Origin of the sequence: Cupriavidus pauculus (assembly GCF_008693385.1) — a bacterium.
Lineage (GTDB): Bacteria > Pseudomonadota > Gammaproteobacteria > Burkholderiales > Burkholderiaceae > Cupriavidus > Cupriavidus pauculus_D.
In genome coordinates, this window is sequence record NZ_CP044067.1 from 704,086 (window position 1) to 722,937 (window position 18,852).

The following is an 18,852-nucleotide window of genomic DNA, read 5'->3' on the forward strand; positions in this document are numbered from 1 at the left end:
TCGCGCGCAATCAGAACTTGTGCCGAATCCCGATGCGCAACGCCAGTTGTCGATCGTTGCTCGATGACGCATTCGTGGCAAGAAGCGCGCGAATTCCCGACTTTGCGTCCTGGAAATTGGCCATGAAATAGACGTCGGTGCGTTTGGAGAAGAGATAGTCCACGGCGCCGTCGAACGTATTCCAGCGATAGCTATCCAGCTTCGAATACGTGTAGCCGGAAGTCAGGACGAGGCTCGGTGTCACGTAGTACGCGGCAGTGAGCGATGCGTTGTGCAGCGTCTCGGAAGACCCGACTCTGGGTTCGAGGCGAGTGTTCGTGTAGAGCCCGCTGATCGTCAGCTTATCGAATGTGTAAGCGGCACCGGCACCCATGGCGCGGTAGTCGTCGAGAATCGTTGTCGCCTGCGAGGCATTGGCCGCGGTGCCGAAAAGGCTCGGCAAGCCCAAGGCAGCGGCGGACTTTCCGGCGTACTGCTTGATGTTCGTGGTGGCCAATACCGCATTGAACGGGCCCGACGCGTAAGCCGCGCTAAGACTGTAGGCCCGACCGCCATTGGTATTGCTCGTGCCATCCTCGGCAAAGCTGTACTGCGCGTTTACGGTAAGACCGCCGATGCTTGGGCTGCTATACACCACGGTGTTGTTCAGCCAGGCCCCCGAGATCCGGTCCAGGTCGCCAGGCGAAAACGAGTAGATGCCGGTGTAGTAGCCCGGGTGATAGCGAATCAGACTCACCATCTGATCGAAGCGACGCCCCATCGTGACGGTGCCGAACCGCTCGGAAGACAAACCAACATAGGCCTGACGGCCGAACAGCAAACCGCCTTGACGGCTTGCGCCCGTGTCGGACATAAAGCCGCCCTCGAGGTTGAAAAGCGCAGATACATCGCTCGTAAGCTTCTCGGTCCCACGGAAGCCGAAGCGATTGCCCTGGCTCACACTGTCGTCCATCTTGACCAGGCTGTGCCCGCCCACATTGCTGAGGTAGGTCACCCCTGCGTCAATCGAGCCATAAAGCGTTACGCCCGACCTTGCTTGAGCCTGCGCTCCGCCTGCCAGAATAAAACAGGCCGCCCCGGCCGTCCAAACCATGCTGCTTGTCTTCAAGTTTCTCTCCCCTGTAAGCAAATCAGACCTTCCCAGAGATGCAATGCAATGGCTATGCCAGCCCTGCACGATGTTCTGTGAAAAGTAATTTGATGGTTTGTATTTCCTTGTTCACCGTACAACACAAAGAAATTACCAATAGGGAAGCCGGGTCCATGCACGGCATTTTTTGCGGCATCAACATGAGGCGTGGCGCCTTGCTTCAGTGCATTGACGACCCGGAGTGCACAGCGTCAGTGCCTGGTGAGTAAAAGTTCATTGTTCAATGGACAAGCACTTGAAAAACGCCAAACAACAGTCCAATATCAACCGAACCGGCCGCCCGGACAGCGCGGTCGCGCCCTTTGATGAGAGTGATTGGAGTGTTTCATGCGTTACCTTCTCGCGGCCATCGCCGTTGCCGGCATTACGGTCTTCAACCCCTCCTTTGCCGAGACCTATCCCACACGACCTGTCACCGTCGTAGCCCCCGTCCCCGCAGGTGGGACGGGCGACACGATTGCCCGACTGATCGCAGCCAAGCTGGGCGAGCGCATGCATCAGTCGTTCATCGTCGATAACCGGCCTGGCGCAAATACGACCATCGGCGCGGCGTATGTGGGGAAAGCAAAAGCAGACGGCTACACCCTGCTCGTCACGGGCGCGCCGACTTTTACGATCAACCCGTTGATCTATCCGAATCCACGATATAGCGCGGAGAGCTTCGACTATCTCGGGATCGTGGCCGCGATGCCGATGGTCATGGTGACTTATGCCGGCTCCCCGCTGAAGAACGTGGGCGACGTCATTGCGGCGGCGCGCAAGGCGCCTGGCAATGTGCCCTACGGCTCTTTTGGCAACGGATCGATGCCGCATGTCATCGCCGAGAGCTTCGCGGCGAGGACCGGCACGTCGCTCTTGCACGTTCCATTCCAGGGCAGCGCACCCTCCTTGACGTCACTCATGGGGAAACAGACCACCCTGGCCATCGATAGCGTGGTGGCAGCCGCGCCGTTCATTCAGTCGGGCGCCTTGGTTCCCATCGCAGTGGCGTCCCGAAGCCGCTCGCCACTCCTTCCTCAAGTGCCCACGTTCATCGAACAGGGCCTGCCCGACTTCGTGTTCGACAACTGGGTCGGCATCGTCGCACCGAAGGGATTGCCCGCCGATGTCGCGGCGCGTCTCGGGTCCGAGCTCAAGGCCATGGTTCATGACGCCGAGGTGGAGAAAAAGCTCGGCGCGATGGGGTTTTCCGTGACCTGGCAGGACGGCGCCGCGTTCCAACGCCGCGCGAGCGCCGAGATGGCGCAGAACGCCCCTGTGGTCGAGAAAATGAAGCTCAGGCAGTAACGCTTCGAGGAACCCTTCTACTCATCAGGACGCGGCACGGACCGCACAAGAGATACGTTATGACTGCCGAGCTTGCACAACTCACAGCACCCGATTTAAGAGCAATGATCGTCGCGAGGGACGTCTCGCCGGTCGAGGTCTTGCAGTCCTGCATTCGCCAGATCGAGACTTTCAATCCCTTTATCAACGCGGTCACGGCAACCTGCTTCGATCGGGCGTTGGACGAAGCGCGTGCCGCCGAGCGCGCGATCCTCGAAGGCAAGTCCGTGGGAATTCTCCATGGGCTGCCGATGGGCGTGAAGGACCTCGAAGAAACGGCGGGACTTCTGACTACCTACGGGTCTTCCTTGTACCGCGGCAATATTCCGGCACGGGACAATGTCCTGGTGGGGCGATTGCGCGCTGCCGGCGCGGTGCTTGTCGGAAAGACGAATGTCCCCGAGTTCGGCGCGGGAGCCAACACACGCAATCCAGTGTGGGGCGCCACCGGGAATCCATTCGATCCAAACCTGAATGCCGGCGGATCGTCTGGCGGCTCCGCGGCGGCGCTGGCCTGCGACATGCTGCCGATCTGCACGGGATCGGACACGGGCGGGTCGCTTCGAATCCCCGCGGCCAAGTGCGGGGTCGTGGGGATGCGGCCGTCTCCCGGACTCGTCCCCAGCGACCGGCGCCAGCTCGGCTGGTCGCCCCTCTCGGTCGTGGGACCCATGGGCCGGACCGTTGCCGAGACCGCGCTTCAACTTGCGGCAACGGTCGGCTTGTCCGACGCGGAGCCGTTGAGCTATGACGCGGATGCGCAGGCGTTCCTCGACCTGCAGCCTGTGGACCTGAGCACGCTTCGCGTCGGCTTTACCGAGGACTTCGGCGTATGCGAAGTCGACACCGCGGTCCAGGCGACATTCCGGGACAAGATCTCCAGGATCTCGGGGCTTTTCGCGTCATGCGAGCCGATCGACTTCGCCACGCATCCGCTCGGCGACGTCCACCGCTGCTTCGACATCGTGCGCTCCCAGGCTTTCGTCGCGGCAATGCACGATGCCTACGAAAGAGATCCCGATTCGATCGGCCCGAATGCGCGGGCCAACTACGAGCTTGGCGCGGCGTTCACGATGGCCGACGCGGCGTGGGCGCATTCCAAGCAGACGCGCATCTTTCGCGCGTTCCAGAAGCTGTATTCGCGCTACGACGTCATCCTCACCCCGACGACGCCGGTATCGCCTTTTGCGTGGACCCATCTGTACGCCGAATCGATCAATGGCAAGACACTGCCGAACTACTATCGATGGCTCGATCTGACGTACGTCGTGACGCTCGCCACGAATCCGTCCCTCTCGCTGCCGTGTGGGCGGGATCAGCGAAATCTTCCGTTCGGGCTTCAGGTCGTGGCGCCGTTCCGGCGCGACTTGCGGCTGCTGGAGATCGCATCCGCGCTCGAATCCGCCTTTAGTCGAGACCCGCAGCTGCGTCGCCCGCATCCCGATCTGGCGAACTTGACGGCGAGTATCCCTCCGCTGCGGTCCATCGTCACGCACCCGCCTCTGCTGGAGAGCACCGACGGGAGCGCCACCATATCCGTCGTGTGAGCCCGGGCGCGAGATAGAGCGGGAGCACTAACCATACGGTTGATCCCGGGGATGTGCAATACCGGCGAATCCATTAGCATCCCGCACAGAGGATCGATCCGTTCGTGCATGCATTTGCGGAATCGGTCTCGCCTATTTCAGGAGACGCCCTTTATGACGAGCCATCGCGGTGCCATCCATCGATTTACGCTGTGCCTGATCTCCCTTGCGCTGCTGCCGTCGGCATACGCAGACACCTACGCCTCGCGGCCCGTGCGGTGGATCGTGCCCTATCCCGCCGGCGGCGGTTCCGATTTTCTGGCGCGTGCCGTGGGGCAAGGCTTGTCCGCGCGGCTGGGGCAGCCCGTGGTCGTGGACAACAAGCCCGGGGCCAACACCGCGATCGGGGCCGCGGAGACCGCGCGGGCGGCACCCGATGGTTATACCGTGCTTTCGGCCGACAACGGCACGATGGTGTTCAATCCCGCGCTGTACAAGACGCTGTCGTATAGCCCGACGAAGGACCTTGCGCCCGTGACGCTGATCGGCCGGCTTCCGATGATCCTGGTGGTCGGGCCCGCCACGCGCGCGACGACCGCGCAGGCGTTTATCGCTGAAGCCAAGGCGAAACCCGCTGGGCTCAACTATGCATCCGCCGGCGCCGGCAGCCCCCATCATCTGGCGATGGAACTGCTGAAGGTCGAAGCCGGCCTCACGCTCACGCACGCCCCCTATCGCGGCGCCGCGCCGGCGCTGGCCGATGTGGCCGCGGGACAGGTGCCCGCGATGATGGTGGACTATGCCGCTGGCGCGGGGTTTATCAAGGGCGGCAAGGTTCGCCCACTGGCCGTGGCCAACGCCACGCGGCTGCCGCAATTGCCCGATGTGCCGACCTTTGCCGAACTCGGCTACCGCAACGTCGAGGCCGCGGCGTTGAACGGCATGGTGGTGCCTGCCGCCACGCCGCCCGATGTCGTCGCCACGCTCAACCGGCAGGTGGTGGCCGCGATTCGCGATCCCGAGATCAACAGGCGGCTCGTCGATTTCGGGGTGGAACCGGTGGGCAATACGCCCGAGCAGTTCGGCGAGTTATTGCGTGCGGAAACCGCGCGCTGGACGCGGCTGATTCGCGAGCTCGGCATTCATCTCGATTGATGACGTCAGACGGTACTCAGACCGTGTATTCGCCGTTCGCTTCGGGCTGATACAGGATCTCCGTCACGACGATCCGCTGCGCGCGGCCGTCGGGCAGCGGAAACTGCACGGTCGAGCCCGCATGCACGCCAAGCAGCGCGCCGCCCGCCGGCGACAGCACCGAGACGCGACCGGCCTCGTAGTCGGCCGCATCCGGATAGACGAGCGTCCACTCGCGCGGCGTCGCGTCCCCCTCCAGCAGGCAGACGAAGCGCGTGTTCATGGTGACGATATCGTGCGGAATCTCGCTCGGCGCGACGATCGCGGCGCGCGCGAGCACGTCGTCGAGCATCTCGAGCAGATGAGGCGCCGCGCTCCGGGCGGCAAGGCGCTCCAGACGGACGACGTCGAGCTCGGTCAGGAAAAGGGTCGGTGTGTGCTGTTGGGTCGTGGACATGGCATCTCCTGCGAATAAACGCAAATCGGCGCAAAAAAAACGCGTAACGGGAATTGGATGGGTCGCTTGATTGCCCGGTCCGGCCCAACCCTCGCGGGTGTCAGTCCTGGTACCGGGCCCGATCAAGCGGAGCCTTGGTCCGCAGGAGAGGGAGAGCCTCGGCGCGCGCGCGGGCCGACGGCGTTCGCGCGGGGCGAGCGGCAGGCGTCGGGAGCGGTTGGCAAGCGCACATGGGCGATGAAGATAACGAGGTCGAAACGGAAGGCGAAACAGAAATCGCCGGAAGGCGAAACAGAAATCGCGACACACGCGCGGGCAGCAGCAATGTCCAACGCAAGTTCGTGCCATGCTAACACACGCTTTACACAGGCATAACGCGTGGCGTCCTACGCCGCCGTAGGACATCGCCCCAATGGCACGCATCGTGCACGTTCCGAGAGACGCTACTCAAGGAGAAACATGATGCAGAGCGACGTGCAGGATCAACGCGAGAAGATGGAGCGTATTCGGGGCAAGCGCCGGTACACATGGACGCACCCGATTTTTCTGATTGCGATCGTATTGATCGTCGGGGCGTATATCTCCACGTATTGGTAAGGCTGACGAGCGCTGCGTAAAAATTGCCGGCGATGGCACGGGTCATCGCCGGCATTCTTTTAGTGAAAGTCGCGGCTGCCGACCATCAGCCGGCCCAGCAATGGGCTCAGGTCCACCAGTTCCTTCGCCACGAGGTGCTTCACCTCGCCCTGCCGCTGCCACGTCCCGATGACGCCGACCAGCGTGGCGCCGAGCACCTCCTTGCGCTGGGTCTCCACGAGCGACGGCCACACGATCACGTTGACCGGGCCGGTCTCGTCCTCGATGGACATGAAGATCGTGCCGCTGGCCGTCGACGGCCGCTGCCGCACCGTCACGATGCCGCACGCGCGCACCATCCGGCCGTTCGGCGTCCGGTTCAGCTGCGCCGCCGAGACATACTTCATTGCGGCCAGCCGCTCGCGCAGCAGCGTCAGCGGATGGCACTTGAGCGACAGGCCCAGGCTCGCGTAGTCGGCGGCCACGTCTTCGCCCAGCCGCGGCACCGGCAGTTCGAGCGCGTCTTCTTCCGGCGGCGCGGCATGGAGCAGGTCTCGATGCGCGCTCTGCAGCGCCGCCGCGCGCGCCTGCCAGCGGGCCTGACGGCGATTGCCGGCCAGACCCGAGAGCGCATCGGCGGCGGCCAGCACGTCGATATCGTGCGCGTCGAGCGCGGCGCGGCGCGCGAGGTCTTCCACGCTCGCGAACGGCTGCTCGGCGCGCGCCGCCTCGATACGATGCGCGGCCTCCTCGCGCATGCCCTTCACGCGATCGAGCCCCAGCCGCACATCGCGATATTGCCGCCCGGGGCGGCGCGCCTCGAGCGTGCTTTCCCAACCGCTGCACGTCACGTCCGCGGGAAGCGTGATCACGCCATGCCGGCGCGCATCCTGCACGAGCTGAGACGGCGAATAGAAGCCCATTGGCTGGCTATTGAGCAGCGCGCAGAGGAATGCATCGGGATGATGGCACTTGATCCACGCGCTCACGTACACGAGCTTGGCGAAGCTTGCCGAATGGCTTTCCGGAAACCCGTACTCGCCAAACCCCTCGATCTGCCGGCATAACGCCTGGGCGAACGATTCGGGATACCCGCGCGAGACGAGCGCGCTCATCAGCGCGTCCTGATGCTTGCGCAGATTGCCATGCCGGCGCCATGCCGCCATCGAGCGCCGCAGCTGGTCCGCCTGCCCCGCGGTGAAACCCGCCGCGTCGATCGCCAGCTGCATCACCTGTTCCTGAAAGATCGGCACGCCCAGTGTGCGGCCCAGCACGCGGCGAATCACGTCGTTGAAATAGGTCGGCGCCTGCTGCCGCTCGCGCAGCGCCTCGCGCCGCTCCAGATACGGATGCACCATGCCGCCCTGAATCGGCCCCGGCCGCACGATCGCGACCTCGACCACGAGGTCGTAATACTGGCGCGGCTGCAGGCGCGGCAGCATCGATTGCTGCGCGCGCGATTCGATCTGGAACACGCCGACCGTATCGGCCTTGCACATCATGTCGTACGCGGCCGGATCTTCCTCGGGCAGATCCTCCATGCGGCACGGCTGCCCCGCGCGCTCGGGGTCGGGGTTCGGCACCATCGCCAGCGCGCGGCGGATCGCGGTCAGCATGCCGAGCGCGAGCACATCCACCTTGAGCAGCCCCAGCGATTCGAGGTCGTCCTTGTCCCACTGGATCACGCTGCGATCCGCCATCGCCGCATTCTCGATGGGCACGAGCCGCGACAGCTTGTGCCGCGCGATCACGAAACCGCCGACGTGCTGCGACAGATGCCGCGGAAACCCGCGCAGCTGTTCGGTCAGGCTCGCCCATTGCTGCACCGCCGGCGCATCGGGATCGAGCCCGAAGCGCGCAAGCCGCTCCATGAACGCGCGTCCGCTGTCCCACCATGCCTGGCTCTTGACCACCTGCTCCACCACGGTTGCGTCGATGCCGAGCGCGCGGCCCACATCGCGCAATGCGCTGCGCGAGCGGTACGAGATCAGCGAGGCGGCCAATGCCGCGCGATGGCGGCCGTACTTGCCGTAGATGTACTGGATGACCTCTTCCCGGCGCTGGTGCTCGAAGTCCACGTCGATATCGGGCGGCTCGTCGCGCTCGCGCGAAAGAAAGCGGCCGAACAGCAGATTGGCCTGCGCGGGACTCACCTCGGTGATATGCAGGCAGAAGCAGACCAGCGAGTTGGCCGCCGAACCGCGGCCCTGGCACAGGATGCCTTTGCCACGCGCGAAACGCACGATATCGTGCACGGTCAGGAAAAACGGCTCGTACTTCTTTTCCTCGATCAGTTGCAGCTCTTCTTCGAGCTGCTGCTCCCATGCGGGCTCCATGCCATACGGAAAGCGTTCGCGCATGCCGATTCTCACCTCGTCCCGCAGGTACTGGATGGGCGTGAGGCCATCGGGCACCAGTTCCTCGGGGTATTCGTAGCGCAGCGTGCCGAGCGAGAAATCGCACTGGTCGGCGATGGTCAGCGTGCGTTCCAGCGCCTCTTTCGGATACAGGCGCGACAGGACCTGACGCATGCGCAGATGCGCCTCCGCATTCGGTGCCAGCACATGGCCGCATGCCTGCAACGGCTGGCCCACGCGGATGGCGGTCAGCACATCGGCCAGCGGCTTGCGCGAACGCACGTGCATCGTTACCGCGCCGGCCGCCGCGAGCGGCACGCCGGTCTCGTCGGATACCTGCTGCAGGCGCGTGCGATGCAGCGCTTCCGCGTGGCCCTGCAACAGCTCCAGCGCGATGGAAACGCGCGCGCCGAATGTGCGCTGGCACCAGTCCACCTGCGCGCGCAGCACGTCGGGGTCGGGGCAATAGTCGGGCAGCAGCAGCACGAGGCAGTCGGGCATGCCGTGCAGATGGGACTGCTCGGGGGCGGGGTCGCTGAAGTCCGATGGGTACAGCAGGTAGCTGCCCTTCTCCGCGCGGCGGCGGCCCAGCGTGATCATCTCGCTGAGGTTGCCGAAGCCTTCGCGGTTCCTTGCCAGGATGGCCAGTCTGGGTGGCGGCATGGGGTTCGCCGCGACGTCTGCCATGAGCGTGAAGCGGCTGCCGATGATGAGGTTGAAGGCATCGGCCGCGGCGGCGCGGGCCAGCAGCCAGTTATTCTCTTCCCATGCCGCGTCGTCGCTGGGGCCCGCCTTCAACGCCTGCTCCGCCGCGCGGGCGGCTTCGCGCGCTTCCTCGCGCAGGGTCTTGAGCGCATGGTGCGCACGCGCGGTGCCGGCCACCGAGCACTCGTCGGTCAGCGCGAGTCCGCTGTAGCCGAGCTGGAACGCGCGCTCGATCAGCTCGGCCGGGTGCGACGCGCCGGTCAGGAACGTGAAGTTGGAGATGCAGTGCAGCTCGACGTAGTCGGGCAGCGACGGCAGTAACGGAAACATCGACATCAGGCAAACAATCCATGCAGGAACCAGCGGTACTCGCCGCCCTCGTCCCCGTCGCGCGCGGGATGTCCCGGGCGCTCGCGATACACCCAGCAGCGCACGCCGTCGGCGCGCTCGGCGATAAAGTAGTCGCGCGTGGCCAGGCCGCCGTCCCACCAGCCGGCCTCGATGCGCTCCGCGCGCGTGAGCATGACCAGCGGGCCCTCGTACAGCGGACGATGGCGTTCCACGCGCAGCGGCTGCGGGGCTTCGAGCAGCCATAGCGGGCGCTCCGGGCGGTCGCCACTTCCGCTGGTCCCGCTGGTCCCGCTGCCCCCCCCACCCCCACTGGCTCGGCCGGTCCCGCGTGTGGGCACCTCGTCGATGGGACACCATCGATTGGCGCGCTCGGGCCGATGGTCGGCCAGCGGCCTGGGCTGCAGCACATTGTCGCGGCCGAGGCGCGCCGTCAGCGTATCGAGCAGGCGCGCGAGTTCCGCGGGCTCGCCCGCCGGGTCGGGAAACAGCGCCTCGCTGCGCGGCAGGCACGTGGACATCGTTTCCACATTGAGCGCGAGCCCGCCGACGGGCGCGTGGAAGCGCACCTTGTCGAGCTTCTCGCGCAGCAGCCGGGACAGATGCACGGGGTCGCGGCTCGGTTGCGCGAGGGCGAGCGGCACCGACGTGCAATCGACCTCCACGCCCAGCCGGTAGCGTTCGTGCTCGAGCACGAGCACGCAGCGCGTGACGCCCGCCTGCTGTGCCGCGAGCCAGCCCGACAGCGCCAGCAGCAGGCGCTGCGCGCCGGCCAGCACGCCTTCGGCCGAGTCGATGCGCCCGGGCAGTTCCATGCGCTGCGAGAACGTCGGCGGCGCTTCGAACCATGCAAAGCCCGCGCGCGCATCGCCGTATGCCTGATCGAGCCGCGCGAGCAGCGCCGGGCCGAGCCGCCGCGACAATCCCGTGCGCGGCAGCCGACGGACCTGCGCGAGCGTGCGGCAGCCGATGCCGTCGAGCCATTCGGGATCGACGAGGTTGTGCAGGCACTCGACGGACAGGCGATCGAGCAGGCGATGCATGCGGGCGGCCTGCACCGCGCGCCGCGCGGGGCGGAGGATCTTGCCGCGCGCGGTGCGACGCAGCGGCTGCCGCGCGAGCCAAGCGGCGCCCTGCGCGGTGGTGCCCGTGCCGATCTGCGCGAGGGTGCCCAGTTGCCGCACGCGCGCGCGCACCGCGCGGCTCAGCGCGCGATGGCCGCCGAACAGCCGCAGGCTTGCGGTCACGTCGAGCATCACGGTGGCCGCGTCGGGGGTCTCGTCGATGGTCACCGCGGGCGTGAAATGCAGCAGCGTCAGCGCAACCGCGGTCATCAGCGAGGCTTCGGCCTGCACGTCGCGCTCGAGCTGCACCACCTCCGCGGAGAGCGCCTGCACGCCGCCGCGCCGCATGCCATGGCCGACGCCGAGCGACATGGCCGGCCCGTTGGCCAGCACCACGCGTTCGTGTTCGAAGACCGCCACCGGCAGCGCATGGAACGCGACGGAGGTTGTGCCATCTGCTGCGATGGTTATCGCCTCAGGCCAGTTCGGCCGCAGCGCGTCCAGCGACAGGCGCGGCAGATGCACCGCGATCCAGTGTGTCGGCAGCATGGACAAGACTCTTCTCAGTGACGGGGGCGGCGGGACGGCCCGGAACATGCGCCATGCCCGCGAGCGGCAACAGCAGCGGTGTGTCCCGCACGGGCCCGCGCCGTTTATGGAACGCGATGGACAGCACATTGCCGGGCATCGGCGACAGCGATAACCGCAGCACCGCGGGCGACGACTCGTGCAGCGCCTTGCGCGGCCGCAGCACCCAGACCACCGTATCGCCCGCATGGGCCAGCACCTGCAGCCGGCGCATCGCTTCCGGCCGCGCGCCCGACAGCCATACCATCACCGCGCCGAACGCCTGGCTGCGCAGCATCTGCTCGGCCGCCCACAGCATGTCCGCGCGGCGCGCGGCCTGCGTGGCGCCGGCCGGTGCCCGCACCCAGAACAGCTGGCTTGCCGGCAGGCTGTCGGCAAGTCCCATCGCGTTGGGCAGGTACGGCGGATTCACGAACCCCACGCGGCGCCCCGTCGCGGCAATCGCGCGCAGCGCCGGCATCAGCAGGCGCAACTCGCCCGCGCCATCCTGCGCGAGCAGCAGTTCGGTCACGGCGGCGGCCGGCCAGCCGCCGCCGGGCAGCTCGGCCGTGAGCGCGTCATAGCCCGTGGGCCATACCGGCAGACGGCCCAGATGGCCTAGCTGGCCAGCGCGCCAGAGACCCGGATAGCGCTGCTCGAGATCGGCAACGGCCACGCGGCCGCCCTCCGGGGGCGGGTCGGGCGCATCAGGTTCGGGCGCATCAGATTTGGGCGCATCAGGTTCGGGCGCATCAAACAGCGGGGACGGCAGCTCCACCGCCATGGGCGGGGCTGCGTACGGTTGCGCAGGCATTGTGCTGTAGTCACCTCTTTTTATAAGGCGACGTCGTGGTTTCTCTCAATAACTGTATATTTATACAGTATCGGGAGCCACGCAAGCTTTCGATGCACCAGTGCGGAGACCTTCACACGGCAAAAACCACGCGCGCGTGCCATGCCCGCCTTGGGACTGCCAGCAACGGAATGTGAACAAATGTCAGACAGGATTGGCTTCGCGTCACTGGTACGGAACAATCCTTGCTATGAAACGGAATACGCGCGAATGCGTACATCTTCTGGTGAGCGGCCTCCAGCGCGAGGGACCGCTTCGACGCGATCAGCTTGCCGATGCAAGCGGACTGACCGCGGAGGAAACCACACGCGCGCTCAAGGCCGCGCGCCAGATGTGCGTGGTCGACCATGTGCCGCACGAACCCGAGGCGCACGACAACATGGTCTATTACAACCTCACCGGCCGCCCGTTGCCGCCTGCCCGCCGCAGCACGCGTATCCCGCCCGCGCCGGCCGACCGCTTCCAGGCGCTGCTCGAAGCCTGGAACTCGCCGTTCGAGGCCTGACCCGCCCGTCGATTCACCGCTTCAATCCACCGGCAGCACATGCAGCGTCGAGGTGCCCCGCGCATACTCGACCGCGAACAGGCGCCGATGGCCGGCGTCGAACGCCACGCCACGAATCGACTGGAATCCCTGCGCGAACACGCTGACCGCGCCCGCCGCCGAGATGCGGCGAATCGCGCCATCGTGGCCCCCCGTGAACAGGTCGCCATTGGCACCCAGCGTGAACTGGTCGTTATCGGCCGTCGCCAACAGCTTCAGGGCATCGGCACGGCCCGGTGTCGACGTCAGTTGCGCCAGATCGCCCGTATAGATCTTTCGCGTGGACTGGTCGCCGACGTACAGCACGTTGCCGCGCACCGCCACGCCCACGGGCTTGTCCAGCCCCGTCACCAGATCCCGTTCCACACCGGTCAGCGGCGTGGTCTTCGGATCGATCGTCAGCAGGCTCACGCCGCCCTGCCGGCTGGCATCGCCCCGGCCTTCCTGCTGGATAAACCAGCTCACCACATAGGTATTCGTCCTGACGGGCCATAACCCGATGCGCCGGCGCTCGGGCGCCAGTCCCTTCACCACATCGATGCTGCCGCGCGGATCGACGTATGCCACGCCGCCCGCGCCGCCAAACCCGAACCTCGGAACAAGATAACGGCCATCGGCATCGCGCACGACCTGGCCGAGACCCGGGCCGCGCGGCGTGGTCACCGGCGGCAATGTGGCCAGCGGCAGCACGCGTCCATCGTTGGCGCGCGACTGCAGCCGGTTGCCCGTGTCGTCGGTAATGATGGCTACCTGCGTGGGGTCGCTCCACCAGACGCCGTTGGCGCTGCCGGCGAGCGCTTCCTGCGCGGGCTGGCGATCGACGGACGGCGCCGCGCAGGCGGCCATGAGGACAGCGGTCAGGGCAATCGGAACGCGCATACCGTCGGCGGGAAAGTTGGCATGACGCGATGATAGAAGAAGGAACGGCCGATTGATTGCGCGTTATTGCCGTTTATATGTCGCTTGCATGATCTGGATCCATTCGCCGTCGCCGCCCTGCATGAACGACGTGAGCGTGCGCTGGTTGTCGTCCTGGAACGCAATGACGTCGCGATACTTCGCCATCTTGCCTTCCACGACCTTGCCCTCCGGCGAGAACGCGGGGCCATCGGCGCGCAGCGTCAGCGTGCGGCCATCGGACGACAGATCGCCTTCGTAGACCCACAGATGGCTCATCATCGAGCCGATGAACGTGCCCACGAAATGCTTGCGGGCGGGATCGTAGCCAAGCGTCATCACCATGACGCCATGTCCGCAGCCCGGCATGTCGCCCTCGCTGCGGCCCTGCACCCAGATATCGCCGATGGCGGTCACCTGCTCCGGCATCTTCCACTTCTGGGGCGGCGCATCGGGGCCCGGCTTCGCTTCGCCCTCGGCCATCCAGTTGCCGATGAGCTTCTTCAGCCAGGTATGTTCCTGAGTCGTTTGCGTCTGCATGCGTGATCTCCTTTATTTGTGTACAGCGTACACAAACTCTAGGAGACCATCGGCGATGTGTCCAGCAACATGACAACATTGTCATGTTGCATGGCCGGTGCTAGGGCAACCGGATCTTGGGCACGATAAACGTATTGCCCGGCGCGCGCATGACGTCGCACTGCGCGTCGCCCTTGCGCGTCTCTCCGGACGCCGTCATGAATTCGATATTGCCGACGACGCTGTACGCATCTTCGGCCACGCGACGCGTGGTGCTGCGCGTCCAGCGGAACGCCTCCGGATTCGGCAGCTTTGCCTTGACCGCATCCATGCACGCGATGGGCGCGCCGGGAGCCTCGGGCTTGCCGCGCTGGCCCAGTTCGTAGTTGATGCCGTCGAGCGACGACTCGACGACGGCATGGGCTGCCGCGGGCAGCAGCAATGCGGTGAGCGCCAGCACGCGGGCCACCAATGTCATGTCAGGACTCCAATAGAAAAAGGCCGGCGCATGAAACGCCGGCCCCGAAGATTATAGCGAGACGGTCGGGATCAGACCGAGAGGTCCTTCGGCTCCGGCTTCTGGTCGTCGAACCAGCGGTAGAGCACCGGCACCATCACCAGCGTGAGCAGCGTCGACGTGATGAGGCCGCCGATCACCACCACCGCGAGCGGGCGCTGCACCTCGGAACCCGGCCCCGTCGAGAACAGGAACGGCACGAGGCCCAGCAGCGCGATCGTCGCGGTCATCATCACCGGACGGAACCGCTGCGTTGCACCGCGCACCACGCTGTTGCGCAGCGACATGCCCGACTCGCGCAGCGTGCGGATATACGACACCAGCACCACGCCATTCAACACCGCGATCCCCCACAGCGCGATAAAGCCCACCGATGCCGGCACCGACAGATACTCGCCCGTGACGAACAGCCCGATGATCCCGCCGATGGACGCGAACGGCAGCACAAGAATGATCAGCGTGGCATACCGCAGCGAGTTGAACAGCAGGAACAGCAGGAAGAAGATCGCGGCGATCGTCAACGGCACGATGATCTGGAGGTGGCCCATCGCGCGCTCCATGTTCTGGAACTGGCCGCCCCACTCGAAGTAATAGCCTTCGGGCAGCTTGACCTTGCTGGCCGTCGCGCCCTGCAGTTCGGCCACGAAGCCGCCCAGGTCGCGGTCCTTCACGTTGATCATCACCACGACGCGGCGCTTGGCCATTTCGCGGCTGATCTGCGCCGGACCGTCGGTCACCTCGATCTTCGCCACACTCTGCAGCGGCACCTGCACGCCCGAAGGCGACGATACCAGCAGATTGCGAATCGCCTGCACGTTGTCGCGGAACTCCTCGGGCAGGCGCACGGCCGCCGCGAAGCGGCGTTCGCCTTCGAAGATGTCCGTGGCCCGCTTGCCGCCGATGGCGATCTCGATGATGTCCTGGATGTCCGAGACATTGAGCCCGTAGCGCGCAATCGCCTGACGATCGATCTCGATCTGCAGGTACTGCTGGCCCGAGATCCGCTCGATACGCACGTCCTGCGAGCCCTTGATGCCGCCGGCCACGCGCGACACCTCGCCCGCGAGTTCGCGCAGCTTGTCGAGGTCGTCACCGAAGATCTTGACCGCCACGTCCGAACGCACCCCGCTGACCATTTCGTCCACGCGGTCCGAAATCGGCTGGGCCATCACGATCTGCACGCCGGGAATCGCCTTGAGCTTTTCGCGGATGGCGTTCTGGATATCGTCCTGCGTCCAGCCGTCGGGCCACTCGTCGCGGTCCTTGAGGCTCGCGATCGGCGTCGATTCGTTCTGGCCCTGCGGGTCGGCCGGGCTTTCGCCGCGGCCCACGCCGGAGACGATGCCCTTCACGCCCGGCACCGACAGCACGAGCTTGTTGGCTTCCTTCTCGAGCTTGATCGACTCTTCGAGCGAGATGTTCGGCACGCGGTCCAGCGCCGGCACGATGGAGCCTTCCTTCATCTCCGGAATGAACGACGTACCGAGCATCGGCACGATCGCGACCGCGGCAAAGAAGCCCACCACGGCGCCGATCACCGTCTTCTTGCTGTTGGTCAGCGACCAGTGCAGCATGCGCAGGTAGCCGCGCTTCATCACCGCGATGAGCCTGGTCTCGTGGTCCACGCCGCCCTTGAGCAGGTACGAGGACAGCACCGGCGACAGCGTCAGCGACAGGAACAGCGAGATGGCCAGCGCAATGGAGATCGTGATCGCGAGTGGCGCGAACATCTTGCCTTCCATCCCGCTCAGCGTCATCAGCGGCAGGAACACCAGGATGATGATGCCCACGCCGACGATCACGGGCGTGGCCACTTCCTTGACCGCGCCGACGAGGATCTCCGTCTTGGTCAGGCCGCTATCCTTGGCGTGCCCCAATCGCTCGAACGAGTTCTCCACGACCACCACGGACCCGTCCACCATGAGGCCGATGGCGATCGCCAGCCCCCCTAATGACATCAGGTTCGCGGACAACCCCATCCGGTTCATCACCATGAAGGTCAGCAGCGGTGTCAGCACGAGTGTCGCCAGCACGATCAGCGACGAGCGCACGTCCCCGAGGAACAGGAACAGGATGATCACCACGAGCACCACGCCTTCCATCAGCACCTTGGTCACGGTCCACAGCGCCGAGTCCACCAGCTCGCTTCGATCGTAGTACGGCACGATCTGCAGCTTGCCCGGCAGCATGCCGGTGCTGTTGATCTCCGCCACGCGTTTCTTCACGCGGCTGACCACTTCCTTGGCGTTGCCGCCGCGCATCATCATCACGATGCCGCCGACGGATTCCGTCTGGCCGTTCTTGATCAGCGCGCCCTGCCGGACCTCGTGCCCGATGGTGACCTCCGCCACATCGCGCAGGTACACCGGCGTGCCGTTGACCTCCTTCATCACGATGCTCTGGATGTCCTCCACCCCGCGCGCAAGGCCCACGCCGCGAATCAGGTACTGCTCGGCATAGTGCGGCAGCACGCCGCCGCCCGAGTTCGCGTTGTTGTTGGCCAGGGCCTGATACACCTGCTGCAGCGTGATCTGGTAATGGCGCATGCGGTCAGGATTGACCAGCGCCTGATACTGGCGCACATAGCCGCCCTGCGAGTTGATTTCCGCGATACCGGGGATCGAACGCAGCAGCGGGCGCACCACCCAGTCCTGCACGATCCGGCGCTCGGAGAGTTCTTCCTGCGACAGTTCCTTGTCGCCGTCGTCCGCGCGGTCCAGCGTGTACTGATACACCTCGCCAAGACCGGTCGAGACCGGGCCGAGCACCGGCGTCACGCCCGACGGCATGCGCCCGCCCACTTCGATCAGCCGCTCCATGACGAGCTGCCGCGCAAAATAGACGTCGGTCTTCTCGGTGAACACGAGCGTGATCAGCGACAGGCCCGCCTTGTTCAGCGAACGCATCTCTTCCAGGCCGGGCAGGCCCGTCATCGCCATTTCGATCGGCACCGTGACAAAGCGCTCCACCTCTTCGGGCGAGCGCCCGGTGGCTTCGGTGGCGATCTGCACCTGCACGTTCGTCACGTCCGGGAACGCATCGACCGACAGCTTGCCGGCCGCGCGCAACCCGAAGAAGAACAGCACGATCGCGATCACGCACACCACCAGCCGCTGCTTGATAGCGGCTTCTACCAGGGATGTCATCATGGCGGCTTATCCCTGTTCGAGGCGCTTGCGCTCGTTGTCCAGATGGAACGCGCCATCGACCACCACGCGGTCGCCCGGCTTCACGCCGCCGAGCACCACGCGCATGCCGTCGCTTTCCGCGCCGAGCTTGACCTTGGTCAGGCGGTACTGGTGGTTGGGCATCTCCACATAGACGGACTCGTCGTTACCGTCGCGCACCACGGCGGACTCCGGCACCACCAGCTGCTCCACGGCCTTGCTGGCGATGAGCATGCTCGCGAGCATCGCGGGCTTGAGGCGGCCGTCGCGGTTGTCGAGCTCGGTACGCACGAGCACCGTGCGCGTCTGCGGGTTCACGATGCGGCCGACGTAGATCAGCTTGCCCGTGATCGCACCGTTGCCGTTGCCCAGCGACGGGACTTCGATATCCACGCTCTGGCCTTCCGCGACCAGCGCGGCCTGCTGCTCGGGCACTTCGGCCACGACCCAGACGCGCGACAGGTCGGCCACGGTGTAGAGCGCGTCCGCCGGCTGCACGACCTGGCCCTGCGCGACATTGCGCTCGACCACGGTGCCGCTGATGCTCGAATACACGGGCGAGTACGAGTCGATGCTGCCGCTCTTGGCCAGCGTGGCGATGGCGGCCGGCGACATGCCCAGCACGCGCAGCTGGTCGCGATAGGCGCGCATTTCCGCGGACGCGATGGCGAATTCGCTTTCGCGGCGTTGCAGTTCGCCGCGGCCGATCACGTCGGCCGCGAACAGCTGGCGGGCACGCTCGGCATTGCGGGACTGGAGGTCGCTCTGCGCCACGGCCTTCAGGAACGACATCTGGACGGCGCCGAGTTCGCTGCTATGGAGGCGCGCGAGCACCTGGCCGGCCTTCACTTCCTGGCCGAGGATAGCGTAGAGATCGGTGACGCGGCCGGTCACGCTCGCGCCGATGCGCGAGACGCGCTGCTCGTCGAAGTCGACGCGGCCGGCCACGCGCAGCATCTCCGCGAACGGGGACGTGGCGATGGGCGCGACCTTGAGCGTCGCCAGCAGGTTCTGCTCGGGCTGGACCAGACCCGGCGGCAGCTTGGCCGGGGCCGGTTCGGTCTCCGCCTCCTTGGAGCAGCCGGTCAGCGCAAGCACCATGACGGCGGCGGCCGTGAACGAATAAAGGAAATTGGGGCGCATGA

Annotated in this window: 15 protein-coding genes; 5 read left to right on the forward strand and 10 right to left on the reverse strand. The window is 65.8% G+C overall.

Features of this window, described 5'->3' with window-relative positions:
* Window positions 1-10 precede the first annotated feature (10 nt).
* A complete protein-coding gene (locus FOB72_RS21435; RefSeq protein ID WP_223851737.1) occupies window positions 11-1,108 on the reverse strand; it encodes a porin in 1,098 nt (365 codons plus the stop codon).
* Between the two features lie 369 nt (window positions 1,109-1,477).
* On the opposite strand from FOB72_RS21435, the gene FOB72_RS21440 reads away from it, so the two are divergent.
* From FOB72_RS21440 to FOB72_RS21450, 3 genes are all read left to right on the forward strand, one after another.
* Entirely contained in the window at window positions 1,478-2,437 is a 960-nt protein-coding gene (locus FOB72_RS21440; protein WP_150374724.1) for a Bug family tripartite tricarboxylate transporter substrate binding protein, read from the forward strand.
* 59 nt (window positions 2,438-2,496) lie between these two features.
* Window positions 2,497-4,023, forward strand: coding sequence for an amidase (locus FOB72_RS21445; RefSeq protein WP_150374725.1), 1,527 nt, complete (start codon window positions 2,497-2,499; stop codon window positions 4,021-4,023).
* Window positions 4,024-4,176: 153 nt separating this feature from the next.
* Window positions 4,177-5,157: a Bug family tripartite tricarboxylate transporter substrate binding protein gene (locus FOB72_RS21450; RefSeq protein ID WP_150374726.1), complete on the forward strand. Its 981-nt coding sequence runs from the start codon at window positions 4,177-4,179 to the stop codon at window positions 5,155-5,157.
* 16 nt (window positions 5,158-5,173) lie between these two features.
* On the opposite strand, the gene rnk is transcribed toward FOB72_RS21450, so the two are convergent.
* On the reverse strand, window positions 5,174-5,593 hold the full coding sequence (gene rnk, locus FOB72_RS21455; protein ID WP_150374727.1) for a nucleoside diphosphate kinase regulator: 420 nt from the start codon (window positions 5,591-5,593) through the stop codon (window positions 5,174-5,176).
* Between the two features lie 459 nt (window positions 5,594-6,052).
* Here rnk and FOB72_RS32265 point away from each other — a divergent pair, with 459 nt between their 5' ends.
* Entirely contained in the window at window positions 6,053-6,190 is a 138-nt protein-coding gene (locus FOB72_RS32265; protein ID WP_191002371.1) for a hypothetical protein, read from the forward strand.
* A 59-nt stretch (window positions 6,191-6,249) separates the two neighbouring features.
* On the opposite strand, the gene FOB72_RS21460 is transcribed toward FOB72_RS32265, so the two are convergent.
* The 3 genes from FOB72_RS21460 to imuA are packed head-to-tail and all read right to left on the reverse strand — an operon-like array spanning window position 6,250 to window position 12,024.
* The gene (locus FOB72_RS21460; protein ID WP_150374728.1) at window positions 6,250-9,567 is read right to left on the reverse strand and encodes an error-prone DNA polymerase; all 3,318 of its coding nucleotides are present in this window, start codon (window positions 9,565-9,567) and stop codon (window positions 6,250-6,252) included.
* The gene (locus tag FOB72_RS21465; protein ID WP_150374729.1) at window positions 9,567-11,192 is read right to left on the reverse strand and encodes a Y-family DNA polymerase; all 1,626 of its coding nucleotides are present in this window, start codon (window positions 11,190-11,192) and stop codon (window positions 9,567-9,569) included. The genes FOB72_RS21460 and FOB72_RS21465 overlap by 1 nt, the downstream gene beginning before the upstream one ends.
* Window positions 11,119-12,024 (reverse strand): translesion DNA synthesis-associated protein ImuA, encoded by a 906-nt coding sequence (gene imuA / locus FOB72_RS21470; RefSeq protein WP_150374730.1) that lies wholly within the window; start codon window positions 12,022-12,024, stop codon window positions 11,119-11,121. The genes FOB72_RS21465 and imuA overlap by 74 nt, the downstream gene beginning before the upstream one ends.
* A 265-nt stretch (window positions 12,025-12,289) precedes the next feature.
* Between imuA and FOB72_RS21475 the strand changes: the two genes are divergently transcribed.
* Complete coding sequence (locus tag FOB72_RS21475) at window positions 12,290-12,568, forward strand: hypothetical protein (RefSeq protein WP_223851738.1); 279 nt, start codon at window positions 12,290-12,292, stop codon at window positions 12,566-12,568.
* A gap of 21 nt (window positions 12,569-12,589) precedes the next feature.
* Here FOB72_RS21475 and FOB72_RS21480 read toward each other — a convergent pair whose 3' ends face one another.
* The 5 genes from FOB72_RS21480 to FOB72_RS21500 form a co-directional block, all read right to left on the reverse strand.
* Window positions 12,590-13,486 (reverse strand): hypothetical protein, encoded by an 897-nt coding sequence (locus FOB72_RS21480; RefSeq protein WP_150374731.1) that lies wholly within the window; start codon window positions 13,484-13,486, stop codon window positions 12,590-12,592.
* 63 nt (window positions 13,487-13,549) lie between these two features.
* Complete coding sequence (locus FOB72_RS21485; protein WP_150374732.1) at window positions 13,550-14,044, reverse strand: DUF1579 domain-containing protein; 495 nt, start codon at window positions 14,042-14,044, stop codon at window positions 13,550-13,552.
* A 100-nt stretch (window positions 14,045-14,144) separates the two neighbouring features.
* On the reverse strand, window positions 14,145-14,501 hold the full coding sequence (locus tag FOB72_RS21490; RefSeq protein WP_150374733.1) for a DUF2880 domain-containing protein: 357 nt from the start codon (window positions 14,499-14,501) through the stop codon (window positions 14,145-14,147).
* A 71-nt stretch (window positions 14,502-14,572) separates the two neighbouring features.
* Window positions 14,573-17,689: an efflux RND transporter permease subunit gene (locus tag FOB72_RS21495; RefSeq protein ID WP_150374734.1), complete on the reverse strand. Its 3,117-nt coding sequence runs from the start codon at window positions 17,687-17,689 to the stop codon at window positions 14,573-14,575.
* 6 nt (window positions 17,690-17,695) lie between these two features.
* Window positions 17,696-18,850 carry an efflux RND transporter periplasmic adaptor subunit gene (locus tag FOB72_RS21500; protein WP_150374735.1) on the reverse strand — a complete coding sequence of 385 codons (1,155 nt, stop codon included), beginning with the start codon at window positions 18,848-18,850 and terminating at the stop codon, window positions 17,696-17,698.
* Between the last annotated feature and the right edge of the window lie 2 nt (window positions 18,851-18,852).